The organism is Fischerella major NIES-592, assembly GCF_001904645.1.
In the GTDB taxonomy this organism is placed as follows: Bacteria; Cyanobacteriota; Cyanobacteriia; order Cyanobacteriales; family Nostocaceae; genus Fischerella; species Fischerella thermalis.
Genome location: NZ_MRCA01000002.1, coordinates 360,998 through 376,595 on the forward strand (window position 1 = coordinate 360,998; position 15,598 = coordinate 376,595).

The 15,598-nt window shown below is 41.7% G+C and carries 16 protein-coding genes; 6 read left to right on the forward strand and 10 right to left on the reverse strand.

Annotated elements, in window-relative coordinates:
- Nucleotides 1-131: 131 nt before the first annotated feature.
- Nucleotides 132-1,565, forward strand: a complete 1,434-nt coding sequence (glgA, locus tag NIES592_RS05500) for a glycogen synthase GlgA (RefSeq protein WP_062243321.1) — start codon at nt 132-134, stop codon at nt 1,563-1,565.
- 44 nt (nt 1,566-1,609) lie between these two features.
- Here glgA and NIES592_RS05505 read toward each other — a convergent pair whose 3' ends face one another.
- The 7 genes from NIES592_RS05505 to NIES592_RS05535 all read right to left on the reverse strand — a co-directional run bounded on the left by NIES592_RS05505 (nt 1,610) and on the right by NIES592_RS05535 (nt 7,300).
- Complete coding sequence (locus NIES592_RS05505) at nt 1,610-2,077, reverse strand: peroxiredoxin (RefSeq protein ID WP_073555146.1); 468 nt, start codon at nt 2,075-2,077, stop codon at nt 1,610-1,612.
- Nucleotides 2,078-2,180: 103 nt separating this feature from the next.
- Nucleotides 2,181-2,930 carry a M50 family metallopeptidase gene (locus tag NIES592_RS05510; protein WP_062243330.1) on the reverse strand — a complete coding sequence of 250 codons (750 nt, stop codon included), beginning with the start codon at nt 2,928-2,930 and terminating at the stop codon, nt 2,181-2,183.
- Between the two features lie 292 nt (nt 2,931-3,222).
- Entirely contained in the window at nt 3,223-3,648 is a 426-nt protein-coding gene (locus tag NIES592_RS05515; RefSeq protein WP_062243333.1) for an FHA domain-containing protein, read from the reverse strand.
- Between the two features lie 42 nt (nt 3,649-3,690).
- Nucleotides 3,691-4,602, reverse strand: a complete 912-nt coding sequence (locus NIES592_RS05520) for an FHA domain-containing protein (RefSeq protein ID WP_062243336.1) — start codon at nt 4,600-4,602, stop codon at nt 3,691-3,693.
- Between the two features lie 148 nt (nt 4,603-4,750).
- Nucleotides 4,751-5,473: a 6-phosphogluconolactonase gene (gene pgl, locus NIES592_RS05525; protein ID WP_009456595.1), complete on the reverse strand. Its 723-nt coding sequence runs from the start codon at nt 5,471-5,473 to the stop codon at nt 4,751-4,753.
- A 274-nt stretch (nt 5,474-5,747) separates the two neighbouring features.
- Nucleotides 5,748-6,488, reverse strand: a complete 741-nt coding sequence (rph, locus tag NIES592_RS05530; protein ID WP_009456596.1) for a ribonuclease PH — start codon at nt 6,486-6,488, stop codon at nt 5,748-5,750.
- Between the two features lie 257 nt (nt 6,489-6,745).
- Entirely contained in the window at nt 6,746-7,300 is a 555-nt protein-coding gene (locus NIES592_RS05535) for an adenylate kinase family protein (RefSeq protein WP_009456598.1), read from the reverse strand.
- A 361-nt stretch (nt 7,301-7,661) separates the two neighbouring features.
- Between NIES592_RS05535 and NIES592_RS05540 the strand changes: the two genes are divergently transcribed.
- Both NIES592_RS05540 and dcd read left to right on the forward strand, forming a co-directional pair.
- Entirely contained in the window at nt 7,662-8,198 is a 537-nt protein-coding gene (locus NIES592_RS05540; protein ID WP_073555147.1) for a P-loop NTPase family protein, read from the forward strand.
- Nucleotides 8,199-8,381: 183 nt separating this feature from the next.
- Nucleotides 8,382-8,951: a dCTP deaminase gene (gene dcd / locus NIES592_RS05545; RefSeq protein WP_062243346.1), complete on the forward strand. Its 570-nt coding sequence runs from the start codon at nt 8,382-8,384 to the stop codon at nt 8,949-8,951.
- Between the two features lie 50 nt (nt 8,952-9,001).
- Here the strand turns inward: dcd and NIES592_RS05550 are convergent, their stop codons facing one another.
- The 3 genes from NIES592_RS05550 to NIES592_RS05560 all read right to left on the reverse strand — a co-directional run bounded on the left by NIES592_RS05550 (nt 9,002) and on the right by NIES592_RS05560 (nt 11,689).
- A complete protein-coding gene (locus NIES592_RS05550; protein ID WP_062243350.1) occupies nt 9,002-9,475 on the reverse strand; it encodes an ABA4-like family protein in 474 nt (157 codons plus the stop codon).
- 112 nt (nt 9,476-9,587) lie between these two features.
- Nucleotides 9,588-10,634, reverse strand: coding sequence for a cobalamin biosynthesis protein CobW (gene cobW / locus NIES592_RS05555; RefSeq protein WP_062243353.1), 1,047 nt, complete (start codon nt 10,632-10,634; stop codon nt 9,588-9,590).
- A 335-nt stretch (nt 10,635-10,969) separates the two neighbouring features.
- On the reverse strand, nt 10,970-11,689 hold the full coding sequence (locus NIES592_RS05560) for a biliverdin-producing heme oxygenase (protein ID WP_009456616.1): 720 nt from the start codon (nt 11,687-11,689) through the stop codon (nt 10,970-10,972).
- A gap of 472 nt (nt 11,690-12,161) precedes the next feature.
- On the opposite strand from NIES592_RS05560, the gene glmM reads away from it, so the two are divergent.
- From glmM to NIES592_RS05575, 3 genes are all read left to right on the forward strand, one after another.
- Entirely contained in the window at nt 12,162-13,625 is a 1,464-nt protein-coding gene (glmM, locus tag NIES592_RS05565) for a phosphoglucosamine mutase (protein ID WP_073555148.1), read from the forward strand.
- A gap of 238 nt (nt 13,626-13,863) precedes the next feature.
- Complete coding sequence (locus NIES592_RS05570) at nt 13,864-14,271, forward strand: PPC domain-containing DNA-binding protein (RefSeq protein WP_062243359.1); 408 nt, start codon at nt 13,864-13,866, stop codon at nt 14,269-14,271.
- A 278-nt stretch (nt 14,272-14,549) separates the two neighbouring features.
- On the forward strand, nt 14,550-15,467 hold the full coding sequence (locus tag NIES592_RS05575; RefSeq protein WP_073555320.1) for a YihY/virulence factor BrkB family protein: 918 nt from the start codon (nt 14,550-14,552) through the stop codon (nt 15,465-15,467).
- Nucleotides 15,468-15,598: the final 131 nt, after the last annotated feature.

Here is a 15,598-nt window from a genome sequence, read left to right on the forward strand (position 1 = left end):
GGTAACTGATAACTGTTATTGTGGTGATATTAAGAAAAATTACAGTTGCTAAGCAGGTCTACCAAATTTGGCTGGCAGTTTAGCAAGGAAAATTTGAATACGTAGGCAAATTCGGGGAAGCAAAAATTACCATGCGGATTCTATTTGTTGCAGCAGAAGCAGCTCCGGTTGCAAAAGTTGGCGGAATGGGTGATGTCGTTGGAGCATTACCTAAAGTCCTGAAAAAAATGGGGCATGACGTGCGGATTTTCTTGCCTTACTACGGCTTTCTGCCAGACAAAATGGAGATTCCCAAAGACCCCATTTGGCATGGATATGCCATGTTCCAGGACTTTTTCGTTTACGAAAGTGTTCTCCCTGGTACTGATGTGCCATTGTATCTATTTGGACATCCAGCTTTCTGGCCCCGTCGCATCTATGGTGGAGAAGATGAACACTGGCGGTTTACTTTGTTTGCCAATGGAGCTGCTGAGTTTTGCTGGAATTACTGGAAACCAGAAATTGTTCATTGTCACGACTGGCACACAGGCATGATTCCTGTTTGGATGCACCAGTCTCCTGATATCACCAGTGTGTTTACAATTCATAATCTGGCGTATCAAGGTCCGTGGCGCTGGTATTTGGAAAAAATAACTTGGTGTCCCTGGTATATGCAAGGACACAACACAATGGCTGCTGCGGTGCAATACGCTGACAGAGTGACTACTGTTTCCCCGACTTATGCTGAACAAATCAAGACGCCCACCTACGGTGAGACTTTAGAAGGTTTAATGTCTTTTATCAGTGGGAAATTATCGGGGATTGTCAATGGCATTGATACTGAAGTTTACGATCCCGCAACTGATAAATACATTGCCCAAAACTTTACCAGCGACACCCTAGAAAAGCGCAAAGCCAATAAAGTTGCTTTACAAGAAGAAGTAGGGCTAGAAGTGAATTCGAGTGCCTTTTTAGTGGGGATGGTGACACGCCTAGTAGAACAAAAAGGTATTGATTTAGTGTTGAATATTCTGGATCGGTTTATGTCTTATACCGATGCCCAGTTTATTATATTGGGTACAGGCGATCGCTACTACGAAAGCCAATTGTGGCAGATGGCATCCCGCTTCCCCGGACGCATGAAAACTTATTTACTTTATAATGACGCCCTAGCCCGTCGTATCTATGCTGGTTCTGATGCTTTCTTGATGCCTAGCCGTTTTGAACCCTGCGGTATTAGCCAAATGATGGCTTTGCGCTACGGTTCTGTACCCATTGTCCGTCGTACCGGAGGATTAGTGGACACCGTATCGCACCATGTCCCCATCCATCATAGCGGTACTGGTTATTGTTTTGACCGCTATGAGCCGTTGGATTTATTCACTTGTATGGTTCGCGCTTGGGAAGGCTTCCAATACAAAGATTACTGGCAAGATTTACAAAAACGTGGCATGGGTCAGGATTTTAGTTGGTATCGCTCAGCTAAACAGTATGACAAACTGTATCGGTCGATACTTGGCTTGCCGGAAGCAGAGGAACATAAAGAACCTGAAACGGAACAACCTGATTTGATTTTGAAATCTTGATCGAAAATAGAGATTTACTGAGATTAATAGGGGACATTAGTTATCTAATTCTGCTCCTCTTTTAAAGATTGCAGTTTCTTAAGTGCCTCTTCTACATGACCTTTAAAGTTGAATTGAGAGTTGAAAATGTGCTGTACAATTCCATTTTGATCAATCACGTAGGTGACACGACCAGGAAGAAGACCAAGAGTCGTCGGGACACCGTATAGTTTGCGAACTTGGTTACTTGTGTCACTTAATAATATGAAGGGCAGCTGGTGCTTGTTCGCAAATTTTTGGTGAGACTCTGGGGAGTCGCCACTAATGCCAATAACCTCAGCACCAGCATCCTGGAAGACTTCATACTGATCTCTGAAGGCACATGACTCTGCTGTACATCCTGGCGTATCGTCCTTCGGATAGAAATAAAGGACGACACATTTGCGACCGCGATAATTACTAATGCTAACTAATGAACCAGACTGGGAGGGCAGAGTAAAATCGGGAGCAATATCTCCAACTTTGACTGACATATGTGTTGAGCAAAAAAACTTAATATATATGACCAATATTTAATTATCCGAGTTTACTGTATCACTGCCAAGAAACTGGTTCGTTCCTGCAAAAGTAAAGTTGTCAACTAGCACGATAAGCGAGGCGCAGACTTTGTACAAGAATAATCAGAGATGCGATCGCCATCAAAGCTCCCCAAAACCAGTAAGGTAAAAGTAATTGTTGCTGAATTTGGGCTGTATCGGATAAACCTAATGGGCCTGCACTGTAGCTAAATAAATAATCGAGTTGGTGATATGTACTCACACAAGCTTGTACACCCAAAAATTGCACAGCAAATCCCTGTAACCAGCGTGGTGCTTTCAAACCAGTACCCAGAATAATTAAACCCAGTAAGGGAATTGCCACTAACCCAAATAGGGATCTGACCCAAATTACCGTTGATAGCAGTAAAAAACCACCTAATATTTTTAAACTCCACGAAGCAGTTTTAAAATTGCGAGAAGCCAAGATTAAAGCCGCACCAGCAATAGGTGGCCCCATGGGGCCAGCTGCTGCAACTACAGCACGACTAAGAGAACCTAGTAATAATCCATCGTTGTAGCTATAATATGCGACACCAGATCCATTGGAAAAAATCAGTAATTGTTGAAAATTACCGCCCAGAATTAAGGCCATCAAGCCATGACCCATTTCATGAAACCAAGTCGCTAGGATAGTAAACGGGTATAAAATATAATTCCCTGCCGGAACTTGCCACAGAATTATGGTCGCGATCGCTGCTCCTATTAGCCAGGTAAGCCCCATGCGTTCAACCTCTGGTGGAGCTTCGTTAGCTAATAAGGGTTGATTTTCTTTTTTTGATTCCCTCATGGGTTATCCGATTTTGGATTTTGGATTTTGGATTTTAGATTTTGGATTTTGCCCAGTAATAAAGTTATTTAAAAGTCTATTTAAAAGTCATCCACCTCAAATGTTGAAGTTGCTTTTGTATCTATCTTAGCTGCTTGGTGAAAGTGGAGGGTGGGGGTGGGGAACTAGGGGCCCCTGGTGGGGATTAGGGGCAATGGGGAGTGTGAGGAGTATGAGGAGTGTGAGGAGTAGAGAAATAATTATTAACAACTAACAACTAACTACTAACTACTAACTACTAACTACTAACTATTCACCTTTTCCTGGGTAAACTTTCAATTTCTTGATCTGATTGTTCTCCAATCTCTGTTTCTCTTTCTGCATTTACGAGGGTTGGCAAGCAACGCTGGGACTTGCTAGCTGGTGTGGTTGTCGTTATTCCTAAACGAATTTGAATTTGCGGTCCAGAACGAGCAAGGCGGAGGATGACTCCATCAGTAACTGGTACTCTCACAATTGCTTCCCCATCCACATAAGTTCCGTTCGCACCTAAATTGAGGACTTCCCAGCCATTGTTTACTCGTCTTAATTCTATATGGCGACGGGAAACCACAGCACTATACAGAACAACATGGTTATCCGCCGCTCGTCCGATCAAAATGGCTGGTTCGTCGTCTGCAAAAGTCCAACTTTGGGCTGGAACGGGTTGTAGTGGGTGCAAGAGGATAAGTGTAATCACGCGCTAGGCTTGTATCAATTCTCCTCCACTATAACTGAGCATTTAGGAGATTTGAAATATGAATGTCACTAGATCTCCTTTACCTAAACTGATGCGATCGCCTGGTCTCAAACGATGCCTATTTCCAGGTAATAAGGGCAAATTATTAATATATGTGCCGTTAGAGCTGCCTACATCTTCTATATAATAAGCATCTCCCTCAACACGAATATCCGAGTGTATGCGTGAAACAATTTCTGAGTTGGGAAAGCCAGAAACATCCACGTCAGGCGGAATCCGGTCATTAGGCTTACCAATATGAATTACAGACAGATTCTGTGGCAACTCAATTTGCCTATCTGTTTGGACATGAACAAGCCGAGCAGTTACTTGCTGTAATTGCGTCCTAGCAGGTGATGGTGCTACAGGTTGTGCTGGTGGCGGAGGTGGTGGCGTGGGTTGTGGTGCTGGTTCACTTTCTAGAACTGGACTCTCTTCTTCTACAACAACTAGTGGCGGGGCTGCAACGGTTGGAGGTGGTACAGCAACTGGTGGTTCTGGGGGTGCTGGTGGTGGAGACGGGCTAGTTTCCTCAGCATGAAAAGCTGGAATTGGAGGTGGTGGTGGACTGCTTTCTACTGAAGGAAATGCCACAGCCGTTGGTGGCAAAGGTGGTGAGTCAGGCGTGGTATAGCTGCCAGATCCACTCACTGATGCAGGTTGTGGTTGTACAAGTGGATCAGGTGAAACTAACGGTTGGACTTCCACTGGAATATCAGGTGCTACAGTTGCTGCTACTGGCGTGACAGTACCTGTACGCAGGTGATAGCCACACTGCCCGCAAAAAGAAGCATCTGCCTGCACGGTTGCCCCACAACTAGGACAGTTAGTAGTCGCTGGTAAGGGGGTATAGCAAGCTTCACACTGGGTAGCGCCATCAGGGTTGTGGTGATTGCAGTTAGGGCAGACGATCATGGAAATTAAACCTTTGTTTTAGGTCATCGTACAATAGTGCTGGCAAGCAGAGGCACAACTCTAGCTTCCGATTTTAACAATTACTTTTGAAGGCAGGAGGCAGAAGGCAGAAGGATAAATTAATTTTTAATCCTTCATAATTCATAATTCATAATTTAATTTCATCACCTGCTGCTGCATCCAGTAGCCACCAAAGTTCTCCTTGAGGTTGAATAAGACGGGATGGATAAGTAGAGTTATCAGCTTCTGGTGCGAAAACTTGGGTAAGGGCTGGTTTTTTGTTCGCGCCAGCAACTACGAAAATAACGCATCTAGCCGCATTAATAAATGGATAGGTAAAGGTAATACGAGGATTACCATCTTTGTTGCCTACAGTAATTAAGCGATCGCGTACTTTTAGTGCTTCTGTGTGCGGGAACAAAGAAGCAGTATGGGCATCATCGCCCATACCCAGCAAAATCACATCCAAAGCCGGAAATTCTCCAGGTTGACAATTAAAAAACTCTTGCAGTTCCTTTTCGTACTTAGCCGCAGATACTGTTGGATCACCTTCAGTTGTGGGTACAGCATGAATGTTTGCTGCTGGTATATCCACACGATCTAGCCAAGCACGACGTGCCATACCTTCATTACTATCTGGATGATCCGGCGGAACGTAACGCTCATCCCCCCAAAAGACATGAATTTTGTCCCAAGGGAGATTTTGGGTAGCGATCGCTTCATACAATGGTTTGGGTGTACTGCCGCCAGATAGGGCGATGGTAAATTTTCCTCGCTGTGCAATAGCAGCGTTAGTTTGCGAGAGGATTAATTCTTGAGCCCGCGCTATTAAAGCTTTTTGATCTGGTAAAACCTCAATTTTTCTTGTCATCACTTCCTCATCAATAATAGGCGATATCCAGCATTACATAGCGAAATTACTCACCTCGTGAAGTCAATAGTCAATGGTCATTTGTCAAAACTCTAGACAATTGACACTTGAGTCTGGACATTAAACTTCTTGAAGGGTTTAACACTTGTTTATTCAAACCAATTACGGCAATTTAATAAAATCTTGCCGAATCTTAATAAAAATCATCAGTAACAATGACAGTTATCAGCTATCAGTTTTTTAATTGTTCACTGTTAACTGTTCACTGATTTTCTTATCCTTGATATATTTGATGCCAATCAGGGATCGCTTGTCGTTGGGCAGCTAATAAATTTTGAATTCCTTTTTCAGCAAAATCTAGAAGCTGATTCAACTGGGAACGGCTAAAACAGCCTTCTTCCGCAGTTCCTTGAGCTTCAATAATTCCTAAATGCTCATTCATCACCACGTTAAAATCTACTGTAGCGGCAACATCTTCAACGTAGTTCAAATCTAAAAAAGGCTCTCCCTTTAATAAGCCTACAGAAACAGCTGCCACTTGTCCAACAAGGGGCGATCGCTCTAAAACCCCTTGCTGCAATAATTTAGAAATTGCATGTGCAAGAGCAACAAAACCGCCTGTAATCGCTGTGGTTCTTGTGCCTGCATCTGCTTGTAAAACATCCGCATCCACAGTCAGCGTACGTTCTCCCAGTAATTCTAAATCTACTGCTGCTCGTAGACTACGTCCGATTAAACGTTGAATTTCCTGAGTTCGTCCAGATAATTTCAAAAATTCTCGTTCTTGTCTTTGGTGAGTAGCAGTTGGTAACATACGGTACTCAGCAGTGAGCCAACCTTTGCCAGTACCAGCAAGAAACTTAGGGACTCCTTCAATCACACTGACAGTACACAGCACTTTCGTCTCGCCAGCTATTGCCAAAACCGAACCACAGGCAAAGCGAGTAAAGTCTTGATGAAAGGTAACGGGACGGAGTTCATAAGGTTGCCGACCGTCTGGACGCTGCCAAACCATTGCAGTAGCCTCAAATTTTATAAGACACTGCCTTCAGAGTATCGTTTCAGGTCACACTTTGAATAAATTTAAACAACTATCTAAGGATTGGGGTGGTGGGGAGATGGGGAGGTGTGGGGAGTGTGGGGGGTGTGAGGACAATAAATAGTGACAAATGACTATTAACCACTAACTACTAACCATTAACTACTAACAACCAACAACCAACCACTAACTACTAACCACTAACAACCAACAACCAACAACCAACCACTAACTTAACAAACAGAAAGCAGATTCATAATACTGTGTAGCACCATTTCTGGTGATTGGTCGCCGTTAATGGTTAGGAGACGGCGGCGACGGTCGTAATATTCCAAGATCGGAATGGTGCGATCGTAAAATAACTCAACGCGACGTTGGACAATTTCTGGTTGATCATCTGGAAGAGAACGTCCTAAAGCACGGCTCACCATAACCGCTTGTGGTACTTGTAGATAAATTGCCCAAGTTAATTGTTGTCCTAATTGATCCAACAAAAAATCTAATTCTTCTGCTTGAAAGGCTGTACGAGGATAACCTTCTAACACCCAACCACGTTTAGCATCAGGCTGCTTGAGTTGAGTCAGGATAAATTCAATAATCACCTCATCTGGCACTAATTCCCCTGTTGCCATATATGGTTGTGCAAAGCGACCCAAGTTGGTAAAGTTAGCAATTGCTTGACGCAATAGCTCACCTGTTGCGATCAAAGGAATTTCCAATTGACTACATAGCTTTTGCGCTTGAGTACTTTTCCCAGATCCTGAACCTCCCACAATCACTAATCTCACAACACTAAACTCCTGGTCTTGTCAATTTCACAACTGTCTAAGTCTGTTTTGCTGAGTTAAAAGAAAATTTAAGATCTGAAAAATTCCGGAATTTTTCAGATTATTTAGCGATTTACCTAAATTTCTTCCTTTGATTGAAATTGGAAATTATGTGTTTTAATTTTTACCAATCTTTTCATAAGTCAAACCAAAAATAAAATCTTTACAAACCTTGACTTGAGTACAGAGGTAGTGTTTGACTAAGAATGCAACTTGCCAAATAAACTACATATCCTAAAAATAGTTTGATTATACAAGCAGACTTACCAGAACAAACCTCCGCGAAAACGCTTTAATCTATTGTATTTTTTTATATTCACTTATGATTGCCCAGCTAGAAACTCCAAACGAAAATTTGACACTCAGCTTACCATACTCGATAAAAGGACTCGTACAAGTTTTCACGAGTACGCATCGTAGTTTTTTTACTAGTGTGATGGCTCAAGCACTGAGAATTGCTGGTCAAGGTACGCCAGTGTTAATAGTGCAATTTCTCAAAGGAGGCATTCATCAAGGACATGAACGGCCGATTCGGTTGGGGCAAAATTTAGATTGGATTCGTTGTGATTTGCCTCGTTGTATCGATACACCACACCTTGATGAAAGCGAAACTCAAGCCTTACAAAAGTTGTGGCAACATACACAAAAGGTCGTATGTGAAGCTAAGTATTCTCTCGTTGTCTTAGATGAGTTAAGTTTAGCAATTAACTTTGGCTTGATTCCAGAAACGGAAGTTATGGCCTTTTTGGCAAAACGTCCTGCTCATGTTGATATCATTCTCACAGGGCCAGATATGCCCAAGTCGATTCTGGAAGTAGCGGATCAAATCACAGAGATTCGTCGCAGTCATCAACCTTGAGGCGATCGCGAAACGGTTACTGGGGGCTAGGAACAGGAAATTAAGAATTAAAGATTATTTCTACCTAAGCTGATCCCTAATCACCTACCCCCTATCGCCCATGTCCAATTCAGGATATTCTATATAATTTGGTTTTTCGATTATTCTCTACTTGTGATTAAGAACGATATTTGGATTTCTCAAATGGCTCAAAAGGCTATGATTAAACCCTTTGAGCCTAGCCTGATTCGAGAAATTAAAGATTCAGATGCTCCACACTTACGCCGTGTTATCAGCTATGGTTTGTCTTCTTACGGGTATGATATACGGCTTTCTCCTGTTGAGTTCCGAATTTTTCGCCACATTCCTGGAACTGTTGTTGATCCCAAAAACTTTAATCCTCACAATTTGGAACCAACACCACTGCATACAGATACTAATGGCAGCTACTTCATCCTACCTGCACACTCCTACGGTTTAGGGGTTGCCTTGGAAAGGTTGGAAGTGCCAGACAATATAACAGTAATTTGCATTGGCAAATCTACCTATGCAAGATGCGGTATAATTGCGAATCTAACTCCTGCGGAGGCTGCGTGGCGTGGTCATTTAACTTTAGAATTTTCTAATTCTTCTAGTGCTGACTGTCGGATTTATGCCAATGAAGGCGTTGTGCAATTACTATTTTTAGAAGGTGAACCCTGCGCTATTAGTTATGAAGCACGTCAGGGTAAATATCAAGATCAGCAAGAAAAAGTGACTCTTGCTAAAGTCTAGTTTTTAAGGTGTGTTAGGGTAACACACCTTAAACCAACAATTGAAAATAATTACGTAGATGACACAGTTTTTTCTGCTACTGTTGTTGCCTCATTTTGTGAATTTGGGAAAAATTTCTTCGCTATCCAGTAAGTCAAAATGTGAGAAAGTAATCCCATTGGCCCAGCAAACAAACATAAGGCAAGGGAATGAATTGTCCAAATCCCTGTTTTCTGTCCTTGTAAATAAATGTGGCGACCGACAAACAAATCCATTACTAAAAAATGAATCCAACCTGTAGCAGCTGCTGTTTCATCAGCGAAAAATTTGGCAATGTCTGCTAATTGAGGATTCGATAATGCTTGGGCATTTTCTGGTGTAATGCTGCTGACAAATAAATATATATAAGCTAATGCTAATGGCACAAAAGGAATATATGATTCCATTACCCGACGACTAATTTTCCAGTTGGGTAAGAAAATCATCAAAGCCCAAAAAGGTAAAACGTAAAGATTGGCAATATTAAACAGTTGAGCAATCGTCATAGCTATTACAAATAGAAATAGTGAGTAAATATGAGGTTGTGATCAACTATTGCCCTCCTCCAGAACGAATGATCTGTCCTGTAATTCACTAGGCTTGTGATCAGGCAATAAATTAACACAAACTCGCTTCTAACTGTGCTGCAATTTCAGTACGATTGAGCTTGCGACCAATAAAAACTAGCTGGGTTTGCTTTACTTCATCTGGTTTCCAAGGGCGATCGTAAAATTGTTCAAAACGTGTCCCTACGCCTTGCATAACTAAGCGCATGGGTTTGTTAGGTACTGCGACAAAGCCTTTAATCCGGTAAATTTCTTTTTGTTGGGTAAGAGTTTGCAATTGTTTTTGTAGTATTTGCGGGTCAAAATCACGGTCTAAAATTAAGTGCGTTGCTGTGATTTCTTCGTCGTGATCGTGATCTTCTTCGGTGTCGTGGTGGCTGGGACGAGTATCTAAGTTTTCTTCAACTGCGGCTTTAAATCCTAATAAGATAGATGGATCAAGTTGACCTTTATTACTTTCTACGATCTTGACGACTCTGGGTAATTCTTGTTTAACTAAATCCTCAACTTTTGCTTTTGTTTCTTGATCGATTAGATCAGTTTTATTTAAAATAACTAAGTCTGCACAAGCTAGTTGGTCTTCAAATAATTCTTGTAAGGGTGTTTCGTGTTCTAAGCTATCATCTGCTTGTCTTTGTGCTTCTACTGCTTGTGGATCACTGGCAAAGGTTCCAGCTGCTACTGCTGCACAATCGACGACGGTGATTACAGCATCAACTGTAGCACCGGAACGAATTTCTGGCCAGCGAAATGCTTTTACTAATGGTTTTGGTAATGCTAAACCAGAGGTTTCGATCAAAATACAATCGATGCGATCGCGTCGCTTGAGTAATTGTTGCATTGTGGGCAAAAATTCTTCCTGCACTGTGCAGCACAAGCAACCATTGGTTAATTCAAAAATGTTATCTTCACTCTCACCATCTTCTGGACAAATTTGACAGGATTTCAATAGTTCGCCATCTATACCAAGTTCACCAAATTCATTGACCAGAACAGCAATGCGTCGTCCTTGATTATTTTGTAACAAGTGGCGAATCAAAGTAGTTTTACCACTTCCTAAAAAACCAGTGATTACGGTGACAGGAATTTTTGTAGCCATGCTGGGAATGATTTTTTCTAGTCTTAGAAATAAGTAAATTCCAGTACTTAACTTGTAACTATATTATTTTGCTAAATACTGAACTTAATTGAGTGTGGAAATTAACCTCTGTTATTTTAAGCCGAAACTCTACTATTCTTATCCCAACTTTTGATTTTTCATTTTTAATTTTTAATTGTTTAGGGGTAGTCTCCTTGCGCTTACCCATGCCTGCTACAGGTAATCTCAAGGCTACTACCCCTAAGATTTTTATACCAAGATTTAGTACTATCTGATTTTAGATTGGCAACTAATTATTGTTTTCTACAATCCAAAATCCAAAATTGTTACAGCTTTTACTCGGCTGTAGCGAGTCCGGTTTCAGTACTACCGCGAGTCCGACGACGGGTGAGGGTGTTGTAAAGCATTTGCCCGATCGCTTTAATCAAATTACCTTCTAATTCGTTGAACATCTTCATGTTCATACCAAAGGCGTCGTTTGCTTCCTGAACAATGCGATCGGCTGTAGCTTCATCAATCGGGAGTTCGTCCAAGGCTTGACGATATTTGTTTTTGAATGCTTTTTCGTCGTCAATATCTGCAAATTCATAGAAGGCGACACCATCCCCATTCAGGTTCATTGCTGTTTGGGCAATTCCTTTGAGAATTTGTCCCCCAGACAAATCACCCAGATAACGGGTGTAAGAATGAGCAACTAACAATTCTGGTTCTTTTTCAGAAATTTCCCGGATGCGCCCAACATAGGCTTGTCCTGCTGGGGAGAGTTGGATTTGTTCCCGCCAGTTAGTACCGTAGTAATAAGTCAGGTCTTTTTCTAAGCTGTGTTGTCTGTATAGCTCCAGAAAATTAATTTTGGAAACAATAGGGTGATCTTTGTGCTTTTGCATTTCCTCTTCCATCGCTGAATACACGAAGTAGAGGTTGGCAACCAGTTTGCGGTAAGAGTTTTTCTCTACAACTCCTTTTAAAAAACACTTGACAAAACCAACGTTTTCTGCCATCGTGTGGGCTTTTTTGGTGCCTACACGCAATTTAGTTGCTAAATTACTGCTCATGCTAAATTTCTCAAATTTAAAAGGTAAATAGTTGCCTTTTTTCAGAACGGCTACAAAAGCCACTAAAACGTTACAGTAAAGCTATTTGATGAGAATTTCTATTAATATTTTTTAAGTGTCAAGACTTTGTATTGTGCAACACAGCAACGACAATCACGGGCACAGAGGTATGTTTATGAATTGTAAAAAGAAGTTAAAATCTGTAAAGTCATGGGGATACACGGGGACGCGGAGAATAACCAATGCCTAATGCCCGCCAACCCCAACAACTAACAACTAACCACCAACATAAATTAATTTTTTGAGATTATTTTTACCAAAGCTTCATATAATTATTAAGTATTTCTGCTTAAATGAGAGCTGAAGAGCAAATAAATCTGTAAAAAGAAAACAAATCAGATATCGTGGTAAAACCTAATTGATAGGGGATTAGTCATAATCTTCTGTGTGTCTGTGTGGAGTGTTTCTACTTATGGTCTCATCTATAACTCGGACTCAAGGCTTTGGTGGTAGTTCTGCTTCTGAGCCTGATAAATTGCAGAAAGCTATCGAGGGTAGCCTTGCACCCAATAGCATCTCATTACCGACAACTCCCTTGTTTGGCACAGACGGCATTCGTGGGCGAGTAGGGGAATTACTGAGTGCACCTCTAGCATTGCAAATTGGTTATTGGGCGGGTATCGTACTACAGTCTTATACCGCTAATTCAGGAGCAGTAATTGTTGGGCAGGACTCAAGAAACTCCAGCGATATGCTGGCAATGGCCTTGAGTGCAGGGTTAACAGCAGCAGGACTAGAAGTTTGGTATTTAGGCTTATGTCCCACTCCCTGCGTTGCCTATCTTACCAGTATGAGTGATGCCATTGGTGGGGTAATGATTTCTGCTAGCCACAACCCGCCAGAGGATAACGGCATTAAAATATTTGGTGCAGATGGTTTAAAGTTACCCCAAGCTTTGCAAGCAGAAATTGAAGCCGGACTGCGGGGTGTGGCAGCATCTACCGGTGTTAGCAATTGTGGTAGATACTATCCACGCCCGGAGTTGGTGGGGAGTTACACAAATGCGTTAACGCAGTCTTTGGAAGCAGCTAATCTCCAAGGTATGAAAGTAGTTTTAGACTTGGCTTGGGGTGCAGCAGTTGGGTTAGCACCATCAGTATTTGAATCGATGGGGGCAGAAGTTATTTGCTTGCATCACCAACCGGATGGCGATCGCATTAACGTCAACTGTGGTTCGACTCACCTCGATATTTTGCAAGCAGCAGTTAGGGAACACAACGCTGATCTAGGTTTTGCCTTTGATGGCGACGCTGATCGCGTGTTAGCAGTAGATAATCATGGACGGCAAGTCAATGGCGATTACATTCTTTACTTGTGGGGACACCACCTCCAGCAAAAGCAAGCATTGCCAGATAACTTAATTGTGTCCACCGTCATGGCAAACTTGGGCTTTGAAAGAGCATGGAAGCAAAGCGGTGGTAAACTGATTCGCACACCTGTCGGCGATCAATACGTGCAAGCAGAAATGCAGAAAACTGGCGGTATGCTGGGGGGAGAACAATCTGGTCATATTTTATGCCGTCATTATGGCATCACAGGAGACGGATTACTCACAGCTTTACACGTCGCAGCCTTAGTACAGCAGGCAGGTGCTTCCCTCGCAGAAATGGTAGATCAAAGCTTTCACACTTACCCCCAGCTATTGCGGAACGTACGAGTAGAAGATCGCCACAAACGCATGGCGTGGAAAGAATGCCAACCTCTGCAAGAATCAATAGCTAAAGCTGAAGCTGCGATGGGTGATACTGGGAGAATCTTAGTCCGTGCTTCTGGCACAGAGCCAGTGATCCGAGTCATGGTAGAAGCAGAAGCAGCCGATCTTGCTAACTACTGGACAAATGAATTAGTGCTGCAAGTGCAGAAATATCTGGGTTGAGGGCAATTGGGGATTAGCGATCAATACGGTTCAGTAAGATCTAAAAACCTAATTTCGTGTAGTGGACTAACAAGACTAAAACGCTGCATTAATAAACCGCATGAAGCAAGAGAGAACACATAGATAAAACAAGAGATTTATTGCACTATTTTAGTTGTTTCAGCTTACTACACAAAATTAAATTTTTTCAAAAACCAAACCGGATTCCTATAAAAACCAGAAGATTTATCAACACTTTATGAAAGTAGTTGCCTTTAGACTCAGACCTAATGAAGATTTAAGAGAGAGCCTAAAAATTTTTGCCATAAATCAAAATATTAACGCCGGATTTATCTTAACTGCAATTGGTAGCCTCAAACAAGCAAGCATTCGTTTTGCTAATCAACAAACGAGTACAGTCTTAACAGACAAATTTGAAATTCTTTCTCTCAACGGTACAATTGCTAACACAGGTGTTCATCTTCACATTGCGATCGCTGACAAAGAAGGTAAAACTATTGGTGGACATCTTGATAATGGATGTATTATCTACACTACTGCGGAAATAGTGATTGGATACACAGAAGAATTTGCTTTTACCAGAACAGTAGATGAACAAACAGGCCATCAAGAACTAGAAATTATTCCAAACTTTGGTAATCGGTAATTGGTAATAGGAAAGAAAAATACTTATTACCTCTTGAAACGCAGAGGATCGCAGAGGTTTCCGCACTAGGTAGCAGAGTGTCCATCGGTGTTTATCGGTGTGCATCTGTGTTCGTCTTCCAAAACATAATTTGTAACACAGCTAAAATTCACATCAGCCACAATTCTACCTCCAGGATGCTGCATGAACATCTTGAGGAAGATGTGGAAAATTCCAGAAATTTAGTATTTATCAAAGCGGGAGGTAAAAAAACCATCCTGACAAAGGAGACAGAGTTAATGAAATTAACAGTGATTTGGGATTTACTCAAAGAAACATTTAACGAATGGCAGCAAGATAAAGCATCGCGGTTAGCGGCAGCCTTAGCTTATTACACAATTTTTTCTATCGCCCCATTATTAATAATTGTGATTGCGATCGCAGGTGCAGTATTTGGAGAAGCAGCAGCAAGAAACGCAATTTTTACCCAACTTCAAGGATTAATTGGCCCTGCGGGTGCAGAAGTTATTCAAAATGCTATTGAAAGCGCTAGCCAACCGCGAGCAGGAACTATTGCTTCACTCATTAGTATAGTAGTCTTAATTTTTGGTGCTACTGGTTTATTTACAGAATTACAAGATTCCCTCAATACGATTTGGGAAGTACAACCCAAACCAGGAAAAATGGTAAAAAACATGGTTCGCCAACGCTTTTTGTCCTTTGCAATGGTGTTAGCGATCGGCTTTTTACTCCTCGTGTCTTTGGTAATTAGTACAGTATTGTCAGCGTTGGTTAACTATTTTCAATATTTACTGCCAGGCGTCGATTTTGTCTGGCAAATTATTAACTTCATACTGGCTTTTGTCATCACTACTTTACTATTCGGGTTAATTTTTAAAGTTCTACCAGATGCCAAAATTGTTTGGAAGGATGTTTTAATTGGAGCAGCTATTACCTCACTTTTATTCTCCTTGGGTAGGTATGCGCTAGGACATTATCTGGGTAACGCTACTTTTGGTTCTACCTATGGGGCTGCTGGGTCAATAGTAGTGATTTTAGTCTGGGTTTACTATACCGCTCAAATCTTGTTTTTTGGGGCAGAATTTACGCAGGTTTATGCTCGTAGATATGGTTCTCGTATTGTCCCAGCTGATTATGCAGTTTCTCTAAACGAAATAAACAAGGAGAACAAAAAGACACGGAGAGAAAACAATTAAAAATTAAAAATTGGGAAGAAGGACAAGGGAAACAATGGGGAACTCGGGGTTCCCACCTCCCCACACTCCTCGCGATCCCCGATCCTTTAACGCACAGGTCACTGTACAATATGACGGTTGTACTCTGTGAC

What these genes read in the sequence shown, in the direction of transcription:
- NIES592_RS05510 (WP_062243330.1), bottom strand. Translation starts at nt 2,930, where the DNA reads ATGAGGGAATCAAAAAAAGAAAATCAACCCTTATTAGCTAACGAAGCT.
- pgl (WP_009456595.1), bottom strand. Translation starts at nt 5,473, where the DNA reads ATGACAAGAAAAATTGAGGTTTTACCAGATCAAAAAGCTTTAATAGCG.
- NIES592_RS05570 (WP_062243359.1), top strand. Translation starts at nt 13,864, where the DNA reads ATGAAAGTAGTTGCCTTTAGACTCAGACCTAATGAAGATTTAAGAGAG.
- NIES592_RS05550 (WP_062243350.1), bottom strand. Translation starts at nt 9,475, where the DNA reads ATGACGATTGCTCAACTGTTTAATATTGCCAATCTTTACGTTTTACCT.
- NIES592_RS05505 (WP_073555146.1), bottom strand. Translation starts at nt 2,077, where the DNA reads ATGTCAGTCAAAGTTGGAGATATTGCTCCCGATTTTACTCTGCCCTCC.
- cobW (WP_062243353.1), bottom strand. Translation starts at nt 10,634, where the DNA reads ATGGCTACAAAAATTCCTGTCACCGTAATCACTGGTTTTTTAGGAAGT.
- NIES592_RS05575 (WP_073555320.1), top strand. Translation starts at nt 14,550, where the DNA reads ATGAAATTAACAGTGATTTGGGATTTACTCAAAGAAACATTTAACGAA.
- NIES592_RS05560 (WP_009456616.1), bottom strand. Translation starts at nt 11,689, where the DNA reads ATGAGCAGTAATTTAGCAACTAAATTGCGTGTAGGCACCAAAAAAGCC.
- glmM (WP_073555148.1), top strand. Translation starts at nt 12,162, where the DNA reads ATGGTCTCATCTATAACTCGGACTCAAGGCTTTGGTGGTAGTTCTGCT.
- glgA (WP_062243321.1), top strand. Translation starts at nt 132, where the DNA reads ATGCGGATTCTATTTGTTGCAGCAGAAGCAGCTCCGGTTGCAAAAGTT.
- NIES592_RS05520 (WP_062243336.1), bottom strand. Translation starts at nt 4,602, where the DNA reads ATGATCGTCTGCCCTAACTGCAATCACCACAACCCTGATGGCGCTACC.
- NIES592_RS05540 (WP_073555147.1), top strand. Translation starts at nt 7,662, where the DNA reads ATGATTGCCCAGCTAGAAACTCCAAACGAAAATTTGACACTCAGCTTA.
- rph (WP_009456596.1), bottom strand. Translation starts at nt 6,488, where the DNA reads ATGGTTTGGCAGCGTCCAGACGGTCGGCAACCTTATGAACTCCGTCCC.
- dcd (WP_062243346.1), top strand. Translation starts at nt 8,382, where the DNA reads ATGGCTCAAAAGGCTATGATTAAACCCTTTGAGCCTAGCCTGATTCGA.